Annotated in this window: 15 protein-coding genes and 1 pseudogene; 6 read left to right on the top strand and 10 right to left on the bottom strand. The window is 58.6% G+C overall.

Features of this window, described 5'->3' with window-relative positions:
- From SKTS_RS11820 to SKTS_RS19190, 6 genes and pseudogenes are all read left to right on the top strand, one after another.
- Nucleotides 1–2,604, top strand: a complete 2,604-nt coding sequence (locus tag SKTS_RS11820) for a plasma-membrane proton-efflux P-type ATPase (protein WP_173065061.1) — start codon at nucleotides 1–3, stop codon at nucleotides 2,602–2,604.
- 91 nt (nucleotides 2,605–2,695) lie between these two features.
- On the top strand, nucleotides 2,696–3,931 hold the full coding sequence (locus tag SKTS_RS11815) for a cation:proton antiporter (RefSeq protein ID WP_173065059.1): 1,236 nt from the start codon (nucleotides 2,696–2,698) through the stop codon (nucleotides 3,929–3,931).
- Nucleotides 3,932–3,961: 30 nt separating this feature from the next.
- A complete protein-coding gene (locus SKTS_RS11810; protein WP_244617321.1) occupies nucleotides 3,962–4,843 on the top strand; it encodes an ADP-polyphosphate phosphotransferase in 882 nt (293 codons plus the stop codon).
- Between the two features lie 23 nt (nucleotides 4,844–4,866).
- The gene (locus tag SKTS_RS11805) at nucleotides 4,867–5,700 is read left to right on the top strand and encodes an aquaporin (RefSeq protein WP_173065057.1); all 834 of its coding nucleotides are present in this window, start codon (nucleotides 4,867–4,869) and stop codon (nucleotides 5,698–5,700) included.
- A 237-nt stretch (nucleotides 5,701–5,937) separates the two neighbouring features.
- Nucleotides 5,938–6,420 (top strand): YHS domain-containing protein, encoded by a 483-nt coding sequence (locus tag SKTS_RS11800; RefSeq protein WP_173065055.1) that lies wholly within the window; start codon nucleotides 5,938–5,940, stop codon nucleotides 6,418–6,420.
- A 126-nt stretch (nucleotides 6,421–6,546) separates the two neighbouring features.
- Nucleotides 6,547–6,609 (top strand): annotated as a pseudogene (locus SKTS_RS19190) (hypothetical protein); the annotation flags it as partial.
- Between the two features lie 115 nt (nucleotides 6,610–6,724).
- Here SKTS_RS19190 and SKTS_RS11795 read toward each other — a convergent pair.
- From SKTS_RS11795 to SKTS_RS11750, 10 genes are all read right to left on the bottom strand, one after another.
- Complete coding sequence (locus SKTS_RS11795) at nucleotides 6,725–7,933, bottom strand: glycosyltransferase family protein (RefSeq protein WP_173065053.1); 1,209 nt, start codon at nucleotides 7,931–7,933, stop codon at nucleotides 6,725–6,727.
- A gap of 14 nt (nucleotides 7,934–7,947) precedes the next feature.
- Nucleotides 7,948–8,652 (bottom strand): mechanosensitive ion channel family protein, encoded by a 705-nt coding sequence (locus SKTS_RS11790; RefSeq protein ID WP_173065051.1) that lies wholly within the window; start codon nucleotides 8,650–8,652, stop codon nucleotides 7,948–7,950.
- A 17-nt stretch (nucleotides 8,653–8,669) separates the two neighbouring features.
- A complete protein-coding gene (locus SKTS_RS11785; protein WP_173065049.1) occupies nucleotides 8,670–9,929 on the bottom strand; it encodes a glycosyltransferase in 1,260 nt (419 codons plus the stop codon).
- Complete coding sequence (locus tag SKTS_RS11780; RefSeq protein ID WP_173065047.1) at nucleotides 9,926–12,124, bottom strand: HAD-IIB family hydrolase; 2,199 nt, start codon at nucleotides 12,122–12,124, stop codon at nucleotides 9,926–9,928. The genes SKTS_RS11785 and SKTS_RS11780 overlap by 4 nt, the downstream gene beginning before the upstream one ends.
- 16 nt (nucleotides 12,125–12,140) lie before the next feature.
- Nucleotides 12,141–13,007, bottom strand: a complete 867-nt coding sequence (gene galU, locus SKTS_RS11775; RefSeq protein WP_173065045.1) for a UTP--glucose-1-phosphate uridylyltransferase GalU — start codon at nucleotides 13,005–13,007, stop codon at nucleotides 12,141–12,143.
- A 60-nt stretch (nucleotides 13,008–13,067) separates the two neighbouring features.
- Nucleotides 13,068–13,442, bottom strand: coding sequence for a pentapeptide repeat-containing protein (locus tag SKTS_RS11770; RefSeq protein ID WP_173065043.1), 375 nt, complete (start codon nucleotides 13,440–13,442; stop codon nucleotides 13,068–13,070).
- Nucleotides 13,443–13,455: 13 nt separating this feature from the next.
- Nucleotides 13,456–14,793, bottom strand: coding sequence for an ArsB/NhaD family transporter (locus SKTS_RS11765; protein WP_173065041.1), 1,338 nt, complete (start codon nucleotides 14,791–14,793; stop codon nucleotides 13,456–13,458).
- A 1-nt stretch (nucleotide 14,794) separates the two neighbouring features.
- Nucleotides 14,795–15,256, bottom strand: a complete 462-nt coding sequence (locus tag SKTS_RS11760; RefSeq protein WP_173065039.1) for a CBS domain-containing protein — start codon at nucleotides 15,254–15,256, stop codon at nucleotides 14,795–14,797.
- Between the two features lie 316 nt (nucleotides 15,257–15,572).
- Nucleotides 15,573–16,193, bottom strand: a complete 621-nt coding sequence (locus tag SKTS_RS11755; protein ID WP_173065037.1) for a response regulator transcription factor — start codon at nucleotides 16,191–16,193, stop codon at nucleotides 15,573–15,575.
- On the bottom strand, nucleotides 16,190–17,776 hold the full coding sequence (locus SKTS_RS11750) for an MASE1 domain-containing protein (RefSeq protein WP_173065035.1): 1,587 nt from the start codon (nucleotides 17,774–17,776) through the stop codon (nucleotides 16,190–16,192). Before SKTS_RS11750 ends, SKTS_RS11755 begins: the two co-directional genes overlap by 4 nt.
- Between the last annotated feature and the right edge of the window lies 1 nt (nucleotide 17,777).

Raw genomic sequence — 17,777 nt, 5'->3', positions numbered from 1 at the left:
ATGATGAAACCCAATACCGACCAGCCCAAGGCTGCTGAACCGAAGCCTGACGCGAAGGATGACCTCAAATCCCTGCCCATGCCGGAACTGCTATCAAAATTGGGGGCGTCGCCGGATGGCCTCAGTCAGGCAGAGGCACAGAAGCGGCTGACCCAATATGGCCCGAACGAGCTCGAAGAGAAGAAAACCAATGCCTTCCTGAAATTCCTCAGTTATTTCTGGGGGCCGATCCCGTGGATGATCGAAGCAGCCGTGATCCTTTCGGCGGTCGCCCAACATTGGCCGGACTTCGGCATCATTCTCCTGCTGCTCGTGGCCAACGCCGTGGTCGGATTCTGGGAAGAACATCAGGCGGGCAACGCCATCGCCGCGCTGAAGGCCAAGCTGGCGGTCAAGGCTCAGGTGAAACGCGACGGCAAGTGGACCAGCCCCGTGGCACGTGACCTGGTGCCTGGCGACGTCATCCACCTGCGTCTCGGCGACATCGTGCCGGCAGATGCGCGCTTGCTGGAGGGCGACCCGTTAGAGGTGGATCAGTCCGCGCTGACGGGAGAGTCGCTGCCCGTCACGCACCAGTCCGGCGATGCGGTGTTCTCGGGTTCGATCATCCGCACCGGCGAAATCGATGCGCTGGTGTATGCCACGGGATCGAACACCTACTTCGGCAAGACCGCGCAACTGGTACAGGGCGCGCAGACAGCCAGCCATTTCCAGCGTGCGGTGCTGAAGATCGGCAATTACCTGATCATTCTCGCGGTGACCTTGGTGGCGGTGATTATTACCGTTGCGCTGTTTCGCGGCGACCCGATCCTCACCACCCTGCAGTTCGCGCTGGTGCTGACGGTGGCCGCGATTCCCGTAGCGATGCCCACGGTGCTGTCGGTGACCATGGCGGTCGGCGCGCGCCTGCTGGCCAAGAAAGAGGCGATCGTGACACGCCTGGCTGCCATCGAGGAATTGGCGGGGGTGGACGTGCTGTGCTCGGACAAGACCGGCACCCTGACCCAGAACAAGCTGACGCTGGGCGATCCGTTCAGCGTCAGCGGCATTCCCGTCGATCAGGTCATCCTCAATGCAGCGCTGGCTTCGCGCGCCGACAACAAGGACACCATTGACCTGGCCGTGCTGGGCGGCCTGAAAGACGATCAGGCCTTGAATGGCTACGAGATCGTCCATTTCATGCCATTCGACCCGGTGCATAAGCGCACCGAAGCCAGCGTCAAGGGCCCGGACGGAAACCAGTTCAAGGTGACCAAGGGCGCGCCGCAGGTAATCCTGGAATTGTCGGACAATGCCGACGAGGTAAAGGTTGCCGTCGATAAAGCCGTCGACGAATTCGCGGCACGCGGCTTCCGCTCGCTGGGCGTGGCGCGGGCCGATGGAGAGGGTGCGTGGCAGTTTCTGGGAGTATTGCCCTTGTCCGACCCGCCTCGGGAAGAAGCCAAAGCGACCATCGCGACCGCTCGCGAGATGGGCGTAAAGGTCAAGATGGTAACGGGCGATGCGCTGGCCATCGCTCGGGAAACCGCCAGGACATTAGGGATGGGCACAAATATCCTCGATGCCAGCAGCTTCGGCGACACCAAACATCACGAGACAGCGCAGTTGGCGGAGTCGATCGAAAAAGCAGACGGCTTCGCACAGGTGTTCCCCGAACACAAGTTCCACATAATCGATGTCCTGCAAAAAAGCGGGCACATCGTCGGCATGACAGGCGACGGGGTGAACGATGCGCCCGCGCTGAAGAAGGCCGATTGTGGCATCGCGGTATCGGGTGCAACGGATGCGGCACGCGCTGCGGCGTCCATCGTGCTGATGACTTCCGGCCTGTCGGTGATCATCGACGCGATCAAGGAGAGCCGGAGAATCTTCCAGCGCATGAACAGCTATGCGATCTACCGCATTGCCGAGACGCTACGCGTGCTGTTGTTCATGACCTTGTCGATCCTGGTGTTCAACTTCTACCCGGTGACCGCCGTGATGATCGTGATGCTGGCGTTGCTCAACGACGGGGCGATCCTGTCCATCGCCTATGACAACGTTCATTACAAGGACAAGCCCGAGGCATGGAACATGCACATGGTACTGGGGATATCCACCGCGCTGGGGATCATCGGGGTGGTCTCCGCCTTTGGCCTGTTTTACCTCGGCGAGCGCGTTTTTCACCTGGACCGTGCGCACATCCAGACGCTGATGTACCTGAAGCTGTCGGTGGCGGGGCATCTGACCATCTTCCTGACGCGCACGCGCGGCCCGTTCTGGTCCATCCGCCCGGCGCGGATTTTGTGGGTGGCGGTGCTCGGTACGCAAATAGTCGCGACCCTGATCGCGGTTTACGGTGTATTCATGACGCCACTCGGCTGGGGCTGGGCGGCGTTCGTATGGGGCTATGCGCTGGTTTGGTTCCTGGTCAACGACCGCCTGAAACTGCTTGCCTATAAAGTCTTTGATCCAACCAAAACACCCCTGTTGGCCATGAAGTCGGTCGATGCGACACCGCAGAGCGCCAAGCGTGCTTATGAACTATACGAGCAGCATGGCCGCCGCGACGGACACTCGGTTCAGGACTGGCTCCAGGCGGAGCGCGAGATTCGGAAAGATTAGGCGAAACGGGTAAAGGCGGCACCGACACCTTTGTGCGGCCTCAGCCGAATATAATCCAGTACGAATAAATAACCGCAGGGATACATCATTCATGTTCGACGTTGCCGTTTCTTGCCTTGTATTGACAGCACTAATGTCCTATCTGAACCACCGGTTTATCGGCCTGCCGACCACGATCGGCGTCATGGGCATTGCCTTGATGCTTTCGTTCGCGCTGTTCGGGCTGGACAAACTCGGCTTTGGCGCCTTGCACGATTATGAGGTTTCGCTGCTTTCGTCAGTCGATTTTTCGGAAGTGCTGATGCAGGGAATGCTGTCGCTCCTGCTGTTTGCCGGCGCGCTGCATGTCGATTTGAGCGAGTTGAAATCCTATAAATGGCAGGTCGGCATATTGGCGGTTTTCGGTACGCTGGCTTCGACGTTGCTGGTCGGGTTCGGCCTGTGGGCGACACTGCCGTACACCGGTATCGCGCTGCCCCTGTCGTACTGCCTGATCTTCGGTGCACTGATTTCGCCCACCGATCCGATCGCCGTCATGGGCATACTGAAGTCGGCCGGCGCGCCCAAGAGTCTGGAAATCGTTATCGCCGGCGAGTCGCTGTTCAATGACGGTGTCGGCGTGGTGCTGTTTTCGCTGCTGCTGGCAATGGTGGCCAGTGGCGAAGCCCCGACTGCGGCGCGCGGTGCCATGTTGCTGCTTGAGGAAGGGGGCGGCGGTATCGCGTTCGGATTGGTACTCGGGTATGTGACGTACCTCATGCTGAAGAGCATCGACAGCTATCAGGAAGAGGTGCTGATCACGCTGGCAGCCGTACTTGGCGGATATGCCCTGGCGGACAACCTGCATGTGTCCGGCCCGCTGGCGATGGTGGTGGCCGGGCTGATCATCGGCAATCACGGCCGCGCGCAGGCGATGTCGGACAAGACGCGCGAACATCTGGACATGTTCTGGGAGTTGCTGGATTCGATGCTCAATGCGGTGTTGTTCGTGTTGATCGGCCTGGAAGTGATCCTGATCAAATTCTCGGCCAGCCTGGCGCTGGCGGCGGCAGCGGTGATTGCAATCACCCTGGCGGCGCGGCTGATCTCGGTGGGCGTGCCAGTCAGCTTGTTGGGCCGGGTGTTCAAGTTGCCGCAGGGCGCGTTGCAGGTGCTCACCTGGGGCGGATTGCGCGGCGGCATTTCGGTCGCGCTGGCACTTTCGCTGCCCAGTGGCCCGCAGCGCGATCTGGTGCTGGCGCTGACCTACGCGGTCGTGGTGTTCTCGATCCTGGTTCAGGGTCTTAGCATCGGCAAGGTGGCCCGCAATGTGGGTGGTGCCGAGTAACGTACGATTTTTTGCGAACGACGAAAAAGGATGGTCATGAAAATCAATCCAAAGGATTTTCGCGTTAAGGAAGGCGAAAGGGTCAGGCTCAAGAAGTGGCCGACGCTGGTGAAGCCCGTTTACAAGTCGAAGGAGCAGTATCAAGAACTCCTCGAAGAACAGGTGGCGGAGCTAAGCGCGCTGCAACGACTTCACTATGCATCCAACCGTTATGCGGTGCTGGTGATTTTTCAGGCCATGGACGCGGCCGGCAAGGACGGCGCTATCCGCCACGTCATGTCCGGCGTCAATCCCCAGGGGTGCCAGGTGTTCAGCTTCAAACATCCGAGCGCCGCTGAACTGGAGCACGATTTTCTGTGGCGCACAACGCGCGATCTGCCGGAACGCGGCCGGATCGGTATTTTCAACCGATCCTATTACGAGGAGGTGTTGATCGTGCGCGTGCACCCGGAGATTCTCCAAGGCCAGGGTCTGCCGGATGGGATGATCGACGAGAAAACCATCTGGCAGGATCGATACCGTTCCATTGTGGATATGGAGAACCATCTTTATCGCAACGGCACAAGGATTATAAAATTTTTCCTTCACCTTTCAGAGGAAGAGCAACGCAAGCGCTTTCTCGACCGCATCGACGAGCCCGAAAAAAACTGGAAATTCAGTCTTGCCGACATTGAGGAGCGGAAATTCTGGGGTCAGTACATGCAGGCCTATGAAGACTGCCTGAGCGCGACGAGTACCAAAAATGCGTCTTGGTATGTGGTGCCCGCCGACGACAAGGAGAACGCTCGGCTGATCGTTTCCCGGGTTATTCTCGATACATTCAAGGCGCTAAAAATGCGCTACCCCAAAACCGACGCAAAACGCCGCCAGGAGTTGTTGTCGATCCGCCAACGGCTTGCGAAGCAAGGCTGATGTAGCAACCAACCGAGGCGTGCATGACTTTATTACGCAAAAACCGGCATAAAGCTGCGCAGCAGGAGCGGATGGTCCAGAAGCAGGTGTCCCCCGATTTTCTGGATCCGGCGCACGAGTGGCGTCGTCTTTTCGCCGAGGCTTGGGGCACGTTCCTGCTGGTTCTCGTCGCCGCGGGCGGAGGTGTGGTTGCTGCCAGGAGCGGCGGTACCGTCACCCCCGGCATGATCGTGGTGGCGCCCGGGCTCATGGTGATGGCGATCATCTACTTCATGGGCACAGTGAGCGGGGCGCATTTGAACCCCGCTGTCACCCTGGCATTCGCGGTACGACGCAACTTCCCCTGGCGTCGGGTCCCGGGTTACGTCCTGGCACAGATGATCGGAGGTGTCGCAGCGGTGCTCTTCCTCAGGGCTTTGTTCGGCACTGTCGGCGCGCTGGGCGCAACGGTGCCGGGCAGCGGCATTGGCAACGGGACAGCATTGGCGATGGAAGTGGTGTTGACGACCGGATTGGTGAACACGATCCTGGGCACGGCCGCCGGGGCGCGCCAGATCGGCGCCAACGGCGCCATCGCGGTAGGTGGATATATCGCCCTGGCGGGTCTTTGGGCGGCGCCGATCAGTGGCGCTTCGATGAATCCGGTGCGATCGCTGGCGCCGGACTTGGTGCGCGGCGACCTTGGCACCGCGTGGATCTATGTGGCGGGGCCGCTCCTCGGCGCGCTGATAGGCGTTGTCTTCGAGTGGATACTCAAGGGCGAGCCCACCACTTCCGGTACGCTGGCGGCACAAGGTTTGCTCGGCGCCGATGATTCGAAGCCGACGTGTGAACAGGAGCGAGGCAGTTCGCAATGACGCCCCAGTTCTGGCCCTGGCTCAAGTGGGTATCGCTATGGGTACCGGCCCGATGTGGTCATGGCAAGCGCCAGCATTACCCTGATAAAGGGCGATCTGCGGGGGATCGTCCGGGCACTACGCATGAGGCAGGCAACCACGGTCAACGCTTAACCAAGCATCGCAGTGACTGAATGGACGCTTGTTCCCGCAAGGACCGTCTGAAACTGATCCATAAATCTAAAAGGAGATGCATCAATGAACGAAATTATCGAAGACCCCGTTTGCCATATGAAAGTCTCATCCACCTCATTTGCCGCAGAATACGCAGGCGGTCATTATGCTTTCTGTTCGGCTCAGTGCAAGGAACGATTTCTAGCGAATCCACGTTTATACATTGGATTTCCCGGGCACAAAGCGCCCGCACAGGAGGGGAAACAAGTCATCAAGCGTCGTCGCCTTTTGCTATCGGATCCGTTTGATGCGGGACAGGCCGAACAAGTAATGAACGCTTTGCGTGAAATGATGGGAATACTTGAAGTTTCCATTGAAGGCGACAAACTCACAATCAAGTATGACCTTATACAAGTAACCGCCGAGCAGATAGCGGATAAATTAGCATCTATAGGGGCTAATCTCGGCGGAGGCTGGATCGATCGCCTTAAGTTGTCTTGGATCAACAATTTGGAAGAAATCGAAATCAGCAGTCTTGAAGTTGACAACAAAAAATGTTGTCACTAATTACCTTTGACGAAGCACGATGATTGTCCGCCCGGCCCATTGCAGTCGTCTACTTCTTGCTGCTCAAATATCCGCAAGGTGCGCAGGTAGGATAGTGGCCCCGTTAGTTCCGGAGATTGATTTTTCAACACACCCTTGGCCGGCATCGTGTTCGCCATCGAAGAACTAGGACGCAGCTTTGAACAATGAACCAACTGTGTTGTCATCACGGCGATTAATCAAACGGAAAGATCGGAGAGGGACCTGGCGCGCAAGAGTGCTTCCCTAAACCGCCAGGGCCCGGCAGAACCTGTCCCACATGGTCTTACTGGTTATCCGCGTCCACGGCCATTTTTAGCATGTCGAAAATGCCCGGAATGGCTGAGGTCACCCGGTTCCAGTTCGGAATGAGCGGCGTGGTCATCGGATTTTCCATGAATACCTGCGTTGCCATGGCGATGGCCCGGGTAAAAGCTTCCACCGCCATTGCTTCCTCGTGGCGGTCGAACTTGAGGCCGTTGATGGCAGCATCCGCTTCGTACTTCATGATCGTATCCTCTGCCTGCCGCAGATAGGATACGAGCAAGGATTTGAAGAGGCCGTCCGAAAACACCACGCCTTCCGATGCCAAAGTCCTGAAGATGGATTTGCAGATATCCACGGTCATTTTCATCAAACCTTTGCTTGCATCATCGGCGGAAAGAATTTGATGTTTGTGGTCGTAGTTCGCGGCGATGTCCACCTGACAAACACGGCGTGGCGAATAGTTGCGGTGTACCTCGGCCAGTGAGCCCACCTCCAGTCCCCAATCCCACGGGATCCGGTTCACCCGGGCGAGATCCGTGATCATGCAGAATTCCCCTGCCAGGGGATAGCGGAAGCTGTCGAGGAATGCGAGAAAATCATGCGGCCCGATGAGCTGACCGAGAGCCCTGACCAGCGGTGTCACCAATAGGCGGGTAACGCGCCCATTCATTTTGCTAGATATCCGGCTGTAATACCCCTTGCAGAACACGTAGTCCAGGCTCGGATTGACCACGGGGTAGCACAGCCGCGCCAGCAGTTCGCGGCTGTAGGTGACGATGTCGCAATCGTGCAGGGCGATGACGTCGGAGCGTCCGCGCGCCAGCACGTAGCCGTAGGCAAGCCACGCCGAGCGCCCCTTGCCGCGCTCGCCCACGTTGAATCCGTTGCGGGCGAAGGTTTCATATATTTCGCTTACCCTTTTCCCATCGTTGTGGATGATCTTGACCTCAGTCGATATCGGCGACATGAACTCTTTTACGCGCTGAAAATCTTTTTCCGAGGCCTTGTCCAGTACCAGAACGATTTCGTTCAGATACTTTACCTTGGCGAGTTCCTGGACGATTCCCGGCATGGCCGGCCCCTCGAACTCCGAATACAGCGCCGGCAATACCAGGGCCACGGGCCTGGTTTTCGCGAAGCCGTTCAACTCGGACTCCAGCCTCTCCAGCGAGGGATTGCCAAGCTGATGAAGTGTCGTGATGATGCCTGACTGATAAAAATCGGACATGATTGATCTCCCGTCTAGATGTGTTCGATATCGTCACGTGGCTCTTCAGCACGTTTTTCCGCGCCTTCTCTTTCGATCATCCGCCGCGCCGCATCGATACCACCCACACCGAAGGAAATCGAGAGCGCTATCACAATTCCACCGAAAATGATCGAGAAGGCGGCGAGTACGATGCTCGGCGCGATCTGTAGCTGTTCCATGGCCATCGCCAGAATCAACACCATCAACAGGGTGCGGATGGCCTCGGCGATCAGTTTGGCGTAGTGATAACCGCTGTTTACCGCGGCGATCAATACCCCTTGGCTGATAAAGCCGGTCAGCACGTAGCCGATGATCAGGATCACGGCGGCGGAAAAAGCGCGGGGCATATAACTGAATACCTGTTCGACCAGATTGTCGATCGCCGGGACTTTGAGGGCGCTCAGGCCGATCATCAGGGTGAGGATGATCAGCAACCAGAAGATGATGGCCCCGAGGGTGGCGGAAGGTTTGGCCCAGAGATCCCCCTTGCGCATCAGGGTGGTAAATCCCATCCGGTCGGACCAGCTGTCGAAGTTGATGGCCACCAGGGATTTTACCAGCATGACTTTGATGAGCCGAGCCAGAACGATGCCCAGCGCGGTGATGACAAGCATGGCCAAAAGATTGGGCAAAAACATTTTGAACTTCAGAAATACCTCTTCCAGGGGGTCGAATATCAGGTTCAGAAAATCCATCATGTTTATCTCCTTAAAAGTTATTTCCAGCTGGTTACCAGGTAATCCTTGTTGTTTTCGAATTCGAGGCAAAGTTTTTCGATCTCGGCCTCCGCCTCATACCCCTCCATGTGTTCCGCTGACAGAATGAACGATGCGGTTTTCCCGAGATAAAGCGGGGTCAGGGACTTGATCAGGTGTTCCGGCGACATTTTTTTCTGGTGGAAAGCAATGGCGTAATCATAGATGACCCTTGTCCACAACCCGATGGGAAAGGAGAACTCGCCATCGGCCAGGGTGCCCAGCCGTTCCACTTCCCTGAAGTCCCCGGTGCCGAGGATATCGAGCCAGATCTCGCTGAGGTTTTTAAGGCCCTCGCGGAACAGGTTCAGCATCCTGGCGGTATTGACGTTGACCTGTTCGAGCCCCACCGTGTATTCGAAGCCGAAGGTCGTTGCTGGCGCGGATCCGCGGATGGGCGTCCATACTTCAGCATAGCCCTCCATCAGCTCGAAGGTGGCGCTCACCACCTGATAGAGCATGCTGCTCAGGTCGGCACCGGGGTCCTTGGCGTCGTGAATCTTGGCGCCGAGAAAGGACTGGGCGACCTTGAAGCCGTTCGCGATGGCCGTCGTGGTCATCCATATGTCGATGCCGAAGCGCGCGACATCGGTTTGCCACACGTCCTTGGTCAGGTAGAACTGCGCCAGCCGGCCGGAAAAGCCGAAATCACCGCCGATGGGCTGCCGTACTCGCTTGCCGTAGAGCGCGCGGGTAAGCGGGTAGACGATGCTGTTGGTAATGGTTCCGTCGAACTTGTGGCGGTGGTAAAGCGGGGCCACGTAATCGAAGCCCCCTTCCAGCACCGGCTTCACCAGCAGTTCGATCCACTCCGGCGTGATGCTTCGGAGATCCGAATCGACCACCACGCAGGCCTTTGCACCCAGCGTCTGGGCGATTTCGAAAATACTGCGAAAGGCGCTCCCCTTACCGGGTATGCCGGAATAAGGGAAGGCGATCTTGGAGATGGGCAGGATGCGGTGATGGAGCAAGATGGCGCTGAAATCATCGACCGAAGTGTTCTGCACCACGTCCGTGGTGCCGTCGCTGGAACCGCCGTCGGAGTTCACGATCACCGCCTTGTGGTCGGGAAAATACTTGGCCAGACCGGCCTGAACCGCGCGCACGACGTGGCCGATGGTGCGCGCATTGTTGAAGCTGGGAATGCCGACGACGATGTCGGCAGACCCGATCTTCCCGATCTGTTCGTGCACTTCCGTTCTGAAGGAAATGTCATTCATGTTGTGGGTCGTCCTTCCGGTTTTTTATCTCTGTTCGCGTTCGCATGCTCGGCGTCGTTTCCTTCCAGCAGGATGATCTGGAGGTCCATGACGTTCGTTCCCGTCGGTCCGGTCATGAAATGGCTGCGCGTCCCTGACAAGGCGTCGAAGCGTTGAAAAAACCCATAGGAATCGTTTTCCGCAAGATATGCGGCCGGCTCCATGCCAAGCCGGCGCGCGCGTTCGGCGGTGCGGCCGTCGACCAACGCGCCCGCCGCATCGGTCGGTCCGTCGTTGCCGTCCGTGCCGGCGGAAAGCAGGGAAATTCCTTGTCTGCCTTCAGCCTCCAGGGCAAACGCCAGTGCCAGCTCCTGGTTCCGGCCGCCTTTTCCTGTCCCCCTGACGGTGACCGTGGTTTCGCCGCCGAACAGCAGGCAGCGGCGCTCGTCCGAGTTCATGCCGTCTTGCGTCATGCGTGCAGTATGTGCCAGGAAACCTGCGGCATCGCGCGCTTCGCCCTGCAGTTCAGACGTGACGATCTCTGCCGCAAATCCGAGTTGTCGCGATTTTTCCTGCGCCGCCGCCAGCGCCTGGCGGCTGCCGCCGACAATCACGTTGCGGGTTGCGCTCAGACAGGCGTCGCCGTCTTTCACCGTTTCGGCTTCCAGACCGGCGGCACCCCGCTGCAGATAATCCGTGACGCGTACGGGTATTTTTTCCATCAGCCCGTATTTTTCGATTACCGAACAGGCGTCGGCAAAGCTCGAACCGTCTGGCGCCGTCGGCCCGGAAGCGATGACGTCGAGCCGGTCACCGATCACGTCGGAAAGAATCAGTGTCATCATCTGCGCCGGGCAGGCGGCCCGCGCCAGTCTGCCGCCCTTGACCGCCGAGAGATGTTTGCGCACGGCGTTCAATTCGCCGATGGTCGCGCCCGCTTTCAGCAGCAGGGCGGTCACTTCCTGCTTGTCCTGCAGCGTGACGCCCGCGACGGGGGCAACCAGCAGGGCCGACGCACCGCCCGAGAGCAGGCAGATCACCAGCGTCTTCTCGCCGGCGCCCCGCACCATTTCCAGTATGCGCTGAGCGCCCTCCACCCCGGCCTGGTTCGGCACCGGGTGGGAAGCCTCTATCTGTTCAACCATGGCAAGTCCTGCCGTGTGGCCATTCTTTACGATGATCAGCCCATCCGAAATTCGCGCTCCAAGCAAATGTTCGATGGCCAGTGCCATGCGCGCGGTGGCCTTGCCCGCACCGACCACGAGAATGCGGCTAAAAGTATCAAGCCGGTAAACGGCGTCGGCGACGGTCAGGCATTCATGCTCAAGTTTTGCGGCGTTGAGCACCGCCTGGTAAGGATCGACCGCCGCAATGGCAGCGCTGAAAATACTGCCCAACACCGCTTGCGGCGTCGTCTCCGCGGCTGACAGCAGCTGCAGCACCGCTTCGTTCCAGCCCCGCGGGCCGGGGCTCTGCGTTTTCACCAGGCCGGCCATGACGATGCGAGGGTCAAAACTGCGGTCCTCGTGGCGGATCAGCACCGGACGGTCGACTTCCTGGAGCATCGGCAGGTCGTTAAATCCATCGCCCAGGCCGACGCTGGTGATTGCGCCTAGCTCCTGCCGGTAAAGTTTCATGAGAATTTCCACGGCACGGCCTTTGTCGTGTTTGCCCAGGATGTGGAATATCCGCCCCTGGGTCCAGTGCAGCCCGGTGTCTATTATGGCTTGCAGGAAATGTTCGTCGGGCGCTCCGTCGAAAACGAAGGGTTCGTCGAAATCTCGCTGCTTTGCCAAAGTGGCTTCGTCGCATGAAAGGCCAGTCAATTCGGCGACTTCCTGTGCAGTCATGTCGCCAAAGCCGCGCACCTGTGTCCCGAATCTTTTCCTGAGCGCGACAAAGCGGCTTCTGATTTCCGCATAAGGCATGCCGAGCGTGATGAGCTGATAGCCGTTAATTTTCGTGGCTTTAACCGGCGTTGAGAAATAGCCCTGCGGAATGAAGATGCCGCCACCGTTCTCGGATATGAACGGGTGCTCATTGCGCATACTCAGTCGGTAGGCTTCGATTTCCATGCGGGTTTTGCTGGAGCAGAGTATCAGCGGAATGGCCCGTTCCTGGAGCAGGCTCAGTGCCGGTAGCGCGTCATCAAAACAATAATTCTTCGCGTCGAGCAGCGTTCCGTCGAGATCGCTGAATATGACTGTTTTTTTCATTTTCCCCACTCGGTGCTTATTGCAGCGCTGCCAGGTAGGCGGAAAATTCTTCCTGCAAATCTTCATGCTTCAAGCCGAAAGCAACCTGCGCCTTGAGGTATCCCAGCTTCGAACCGCAATCGTAGCGCGTGCCGCTGAAATGGTAGGCCAGCAGTTTTTCTTCCCGCAGCAGCGCGGCTATGCCGTCAGTGAGCTGGATTTCGCCGCCGGCCCCGGCGTGAACTTGCGCCAGGTGATGAAAAATTCGCGGCGTAAGGATGTAGCGCCCCACTACGGCCAAGTTGGAGGGAGCCTCTTCGGGGCGCGGCTTTTCGACGAGCCCATGCACCTTTTCCACGCCTGGCACCAGATTGGTCGCGCTGACGATCCCGTATTGCCCGGTATGTTCGCGAGCGACCTCTTGTACGCCCAGGACAGAACATTGATGGGTTGCAAACACGTAGCCCATTTGTTTGATGACGGGTGGTTCGGCATCGATCAGATCGTCCGCAAGTATCACCGCGAACGCTTCATCCTGGACCACCGGTTGCGCGCACAGTACGGCATGGCCCAGCCCAAGCGGCTCCGACTGCCGGATGTAGATGCAGTTCACGTGTTTCGGGACGACATCCTGCACCGCGCGCAGCAACTCGGTTTTGCCACGCGCTGCGAGCTCCGCTTCCACTTCGTAAGCCATGTCGAAATGGTCTTCTATCGTGCGCTTGTTGCGCCCGGTGATGAATACCATGTCGGTGATCCCGGCCGCCACGGCTTCTTCCACCGCGTACTGGATCAGCGGTTTATCCACGACCGGCATCATCTCCTTGGGGCTGGCCTTGGTGGCGGGCAGAAACCGGCTGCCAAAACCGGCGACCGGGAATACTGCTTTGGTGATTTTTTTCAAAGTTCGCGCTCCCCGCTGAGACTTTCTCCTTTTATGGAGTCACCCTTTTCATTAAAGTTTCTACGATCGTTTCGATGCGGATTGACCTGGAAATGAATTTGCTCGGAAAGAGATATGAATTCTCCCAGGAGTGAGACCAGTTGAAGACTGAACGTCAACGCTTCGTGTGAAGCGTCCGGCGCCGCGCTGGCGGGCGTGTTTCAGGTTGGCGCCTCTCAGGTCGGCACCGCTTAAATTGGTACTGGCAAGAGCGGCGAAACTCAGGTTGGCGCCCATAAAATTCGCCCTCTCAAGGTTTTTGCCCTGAAGCTTGGCTCCTACCAGTCTGGCTCCCGCGCATTGCCCATCGTGGACAAGGTCGCATGCCATTGCGGGTGCGGCGGAAAACATCAGTCCGATGCAGGCGACAATGGCGAAGAAATAGTGTTTTTTCATAAGCAATCGATATTTACAGATAGCGTAGGTAAAGATACAGGCTGGCCACCGCGATGCTGGCCAACATTAGCGGAAAGGCCATGAGAATGAACGGCAAAAAGCGGATCGGCTGGCCGGCGCGCTCGGCGAAACCCGCCACCACCAGGTTGGCGCTTGCCCCGACCAGGCTGCCGTTGCCGCCCAGGCAGGCGCCCAGCGCCAAGGACCACCACAGGGTGGCCAGTTTGTCCACGCCGAACACCGGTTCCATTTTCTGGATGACGGGAATCATGGTGGCGACGAAAGGTATGTTGTCGACGACAGCGGAAAATATCGCCGAGACCCACAGGATGGTAATTGCTGTAGTGGGAAAATCGCCGCCGGTCAGACCCAGAAGCTCTCCGGCCAGCAGGTCGAGCGCACCGGCCTTTTCCACGCCGGCCACCACCACGAACAGGCCGACGAAAAAGAAGATCGTCACCCATTCCACTTCGCCCCAGGTGCGATGTGTCTCATGAGTCTGTTCTTCCGAGTCTTTCCCGAAAACGCGCAACAAGAGCAGGAATGCGGCGCCAAACATGGCGATGGTGCCGGGTTGCTGACCGATGTGGTGAGCCATGACGAAGCCCGCGATCACCAGCCCGATCACCGCAAGAGATTGCTTGAGCAGGAGGGAGTCGGTAATGGCCGCCTTGGCGTCGAACGCCATGACTTGCGCCCGGTCTTCCGGCGCGGCGCGCATCTTGCGGCCCCATATCAGATAGATCGGGATCAGGGTAAGGGCGAAAATGATCACAGCAATCGGTGCCAGGTTCAGCAGAAAATCGGTGAAGGTCAGTCCGACCGCCGAGCCGATCATGATGTTGGGCGGGTCGCCGATCAGCGTGGCGGTGCCGCCGATGTTGGAGGCGAATATGATGGAGAACAGGTAGGGGTAGGGAGACACTCTGAGCGAGTCGGTAATGAGCAAGGCTACCGGCACGATCAGGAGCACCGTGGTGACATTGTCGAGCAGGGCGGAAAATACCGCCGTGATTACGGCGAGCATCACCAGCAGGCCCCAGGGGTCGGCCTTCACCCATTTCGCCACAACGATGGCAACGCACTGGAACACTCCGCTCTTCTGGGTGATCGCCACCAGCACCATCATCCCGGTGAGCAGGCTGATGGTGTTGAAATCGATGCCTGCCACGGCCTCGCTCTGTTGCAGCACGCCGGAGAAAATCATCAGCCCCGCGCCCAGCAAGGCGATGATGGAGCGGTTGATCGTTTCGGTGACGATGGCGGCGTAGGTCAGCACGAACACCGCGAGCGACACGGCGAGCGGGCTTAGTCCCAGGATCACCTGGGTGGTGGAAACAGCGCCGTGCATTTCAGATGCCTGCCTGCTGCACGAGATAGTCAAGCAGGGTGCGTCGGCTGAGCATGCCAAGCAGCGTGCCGTCCTTGCCGATCACCGGCAGCGGAGCGTTGCTCTGGCTGAGCAGCAGGGCCGCCTCCAGGACCGGGCAGTCTTCGTTCAGCACCGGCACATTTTTCCAGGCAAATTCGCCGACAGTACGGTGCTCCAGATCGTGCAGGCGGGACGAAAGCAGCCGTGTGGCGTCCCCGGCAAACTTCAGGTCGGACAAGCCGTGCTCGACCCGGGCACTGGCCGGAATCAGTTCGGAAAGGATGGCCTGGGTGCTGACGATGCCGGCAAATTTCCCATTGCCGTCGCGCAATGGCACATGATTGATCTGCTTTTCCAGCATCAGCTTGAGCGCATCCAGCAGGCTCGTCTCGGGAAGAATGCCGATGGTCGGAGGACAGTAGGGAATGGATTGGATGCTCATGATTGGTCTTTGATGTGCAGCCTTGCCTTTGCGAGGCACGGCCAACACGATTCAGGTATTCGTCGAACCCCGTTTCCGCGTGGCAAACCAGAGTGGGTGATGTTCAGGTATATCGAATGGATTGGGCGGCTTTTTATCTCGTTTTACTCGCATCGTGGCACCTGAGTTGGAACGGGCGCCGCGAGCAGCATTTCAATGGCTATCGCTATGGTTCAATGATAGTTCCATGGAGGAGGGGAGGAAATTCGGGGGTACGCGTAAGGGAATCCCTTACTTTCGGTGTGGATTGCGCTGCAGGCGGAGAAAGAAGCGCGCCCTAATCCGATGGCTCGCTTGTTTTAATGCTGAGGACCAAGCGAACCAGTTCAGGCAGGCTCTGCGTCCGCATTTTTTCCATCATGCGCGCTTTGTAGACTTCCACCGTGCGCGGGCTGATGCCAAGTCGCCGGGCGATTTCCCGGTTGGGCTCGCCGAGGGTGACTTTCTCCATTACTTCGCGCTCGCGTGCGGTCAGCCGTGATATCCGGTCCATGATCTCCTGTGCAACCGCCGCTTCATCACGTTGATGAGCGCTGCTTTTCAGCGCATCGGCGATCGCCGTGAGCAGCAGCCGGTCGTCCAGCGGCTTTTCGAGAAAATCGGCCGCGCCGGCCTTGAGCGCGGCGCGTGTCGCAGCCACGTCGCCATGGCCCGTGATGAAAATGATGGGCAGGAATATCTGGCGGGAAATCAGGTGCTGCTGCAGCTCCAGGCCTTTCATTCCCGGCATGCGGATATCCAGCAAAAGGCAGCCATGCCAGTCGGGCTGGCAGGTGGAGAGAAAGTCTTCCGCCGAGGCGAAGCTGCGGGTCGCATAGCCTTTCAGCCCCAGCAGCAGGGAGAGCGAATCCCGGACGGACGCGTCGTCGTCCACAATGAAAATCGTAGGGTCAGTCATGTGTTTCCTGTCTGTGTGTTCAGCGGGACGCTGAAGCAAAAGCGTGCACCGGCCGCATATGAATTATCCAACCATATTTTGCCGTGATTTGCTTCAATCATGGAACGGCTGATCGCGAGCCCCAATCCGGTGCCGTCTATTTTGCCGGTAGCGAAGGCTTCGAAAATATGTGGCTGCATTTCTTGCGAGACGCCAGGACCGCTATCCGAGACGCAGATGCAAATGTCATCGGCAGTAAATTCAGCCGCCTCAATGACGATCTCCCCGCGAGCACTCCTGGCCCCGTCAATGGCATCGATCGAATTGAACACCAGGTTGTGCAGCACGGTTTCCAGTTGCACCCGGTCCGCCCGGATATCGGGCAAGGTTTGCGGACAGGAAATACGCAGCGAAATGTTGTGCCGCTCGGCGCGATTAAGCAGCGGGATGATGCCTTCCTGCAGGAAGGGCAATACGGATATTTGCTGGAGCTGGACGATGCCCCAGCGATAAAAATTGCGCAGGCGGTGTACCACCTGTCCGGCGCGGCGGGCTTCGCCAACGGTTTTCTCCATTGTATCCGCCAGCAGGGCGTGCTGCGTTTCCGGCTGGGTGAGCAATAGCTGGCAGGAACGCAGATAGCTGGTCAGCGCTGAAAGCGGCTGGTTCAGTTCATGCGCCACGGCAGAAGTCATCTCGCCGGCGGCAGCAAAGCGCAGTGCGCGATCCAGTTCGGCTTGCTGCGCTTGCAGGCGCTCTTCCAGCAGCCGGCGGCTGGTAACGGCCATGCCCAAATAAAGTCCGGTGATTGCCAGAGCCAGCATGAGCAGCTGAAGTTCAATGACCGCGGTGGCTTTGTGCTCACCCGTCTGGAACGCAACGATCAATCCGAGCTGCGTTCCGAGAATGGCCAGTGTCGCGCCCCGGACGCCGTGCCGCATGGCGATCCAGATCAGGGGGAGAAACAGCAGGTAGAAGAACTTGAATTCGTCGGTAAATGCCAGGCCAAAAATCACCCAGAGCGCCAGGGCGAGACTTGCCGCCTGTGCCATGATTTCCCTCGCGCTGATGGAACGGATGCCGGTTTGATGGGCGGCCAGGGAGAGAATCAGCGGGGCGGCGACCATGATGCCGATTACGTCGCCTACCCAGAAACGCAGGATGTTGGTCATGAACTGTTGCGTTGGCACCAGGCCGGCCGCGGCATAGGTGGAAACGTATGCCAGGGAAGCCAGCAGTGTTCCGCCCAGCGCCACGGCAAGCAGCAACGACAGGTCGCGCAGGCTGGAAAATTTAGTGTCGAAGCGCAGCGGGCCGAGGAGAAGGGCTGCTGCGCCGGTGTAGCAGACTGTCAGCAGCAGCGAGGATGCAGCCAGATAGGGGAGTGGTGCAGGGATGTCGCGCACGAATATTTCGGCCAGCAGCGCGGCGATAAACAGGGCCGGCCACTGCCGAACACCATACAACAGCAGGAATGCGAGGCTGAGTCCTGGCGGCGGGTTCCAGGGGGTAATGGCGAGCGGCAGGACGGGATGGATGTAGCTCGCCCAGTCCATAAACACGTACAAGATCAGGTAACCGGCGAAAAGCTGCCAGGATCTCATG

It is taken from the genome of Sulfurimicrobium lacus (assembly GCF_011764585.1).
Lineage (GTDB): Bacteria > Pseudomonadota > Gammaproteobacteria > Burkholderiales > Sulfuricellaceae > Sulfurimicrobium > Sulfurimicrobium lacus.
The sequence above is the reverse complement of the archived record's forward strand: the minus strand, read 5'-3'. Positions and strand labels throughout refer to the sequence as shown.

Coding starts and splice junctions, on each gene's coding strand:
- SKTS_RS11810 (WP_244617321.1), top strand. CDS start 3,962: ATGGTCATGAAAATCAATCCAAAGGATTTTCGCGTTAAGGAAGGCGAA.
- SKTS_RS11785 (WP_173065049.1), bottom strand. CDS start 9,929: ATGAATGACATTTCCTTCAGAACGGAAGTGCACGAACAGATCGGGAAG.
- SKTS_RS11790 (WP_173065051.1), bottom strand. CDS start 8,652: ATGATGGATTTTCTGAACCTGATATTCGACCCCCTGGAAGAGGTATTT.
- SKTS_RS11765 (WP_173065041.1), bottom strand. CDS start 14,793: ATGCACGGCGCTGTTTCCACCACCCAGGTGATCCTGGGACTAAGCCCG.
- SKTS_RS11760 (WP_173065039.1), bottom strand. CDS start 15,256: ATGAGCATCCAATCCATTCCCTACTGTCCTCCGACCATCGGCATTCTT.
- SKTS_RS11800 (WP_173065055.1), top strand. CDS start 5,938: ATGAACGAAATTATCGAAGACCCCGTTTGCCATATGAAAGTCTCATCC.
- SKTS_RS11750 (WP_173065035.1), bottom strand. CDS start 17,776: ATGAGATCCTGGCAGCTTTTCGCCGGTTACCTGATCTTGTACGTGTTT.
- SKTS_RS11795 (WP_173065053.1), bottom strand. CDS start 7,933: ATGTCCGATTTTTATCAGTCAGGCATCATCACGACACTTCATCAGCTT.
- SKTS_RS11755 (WP_173065037.1), bottom strand. CDS start 16,193: ATGACTGACCCTACGATTTTCATTGTGGACGACGACGCGTCCGTCCGG.
- SKTS_RS11815 (WP_173065059.1), top strand. CDS start 2,696: ATGTTCGACGTTGCCGTTTCTTGCCTTGTATTGACAGCACTAATGTCC.
- SKTS_RS11820 (WP_173065061.1), top strand. CDS start 1: ATGATGAAACCCAATACCGACCAGCCCAAGGCTGCTGAACCGAAGCCT.
- SKTS_RS11780 (WP_173065047.1), bottom strand. CDS start 12,124: ATGAAAAAAACAGTCATATTCAGCGATCTCGACGGAACGCTGCTCGAC.
- SKTS_RS11770 (WP_173065043.1), bottom strand. CDS start 13,442: ATGAAAAAACACTATTTCTTCGCCATTGTCGCCTGCATCGGACTGATG.
- SKTS_RS11805 (WP_173065057.1), top strand. CDS start 4,867: ATGACTTTATTACGCAAAAACCGGCATAAAGCTGCGCAGCAGGAGCGG.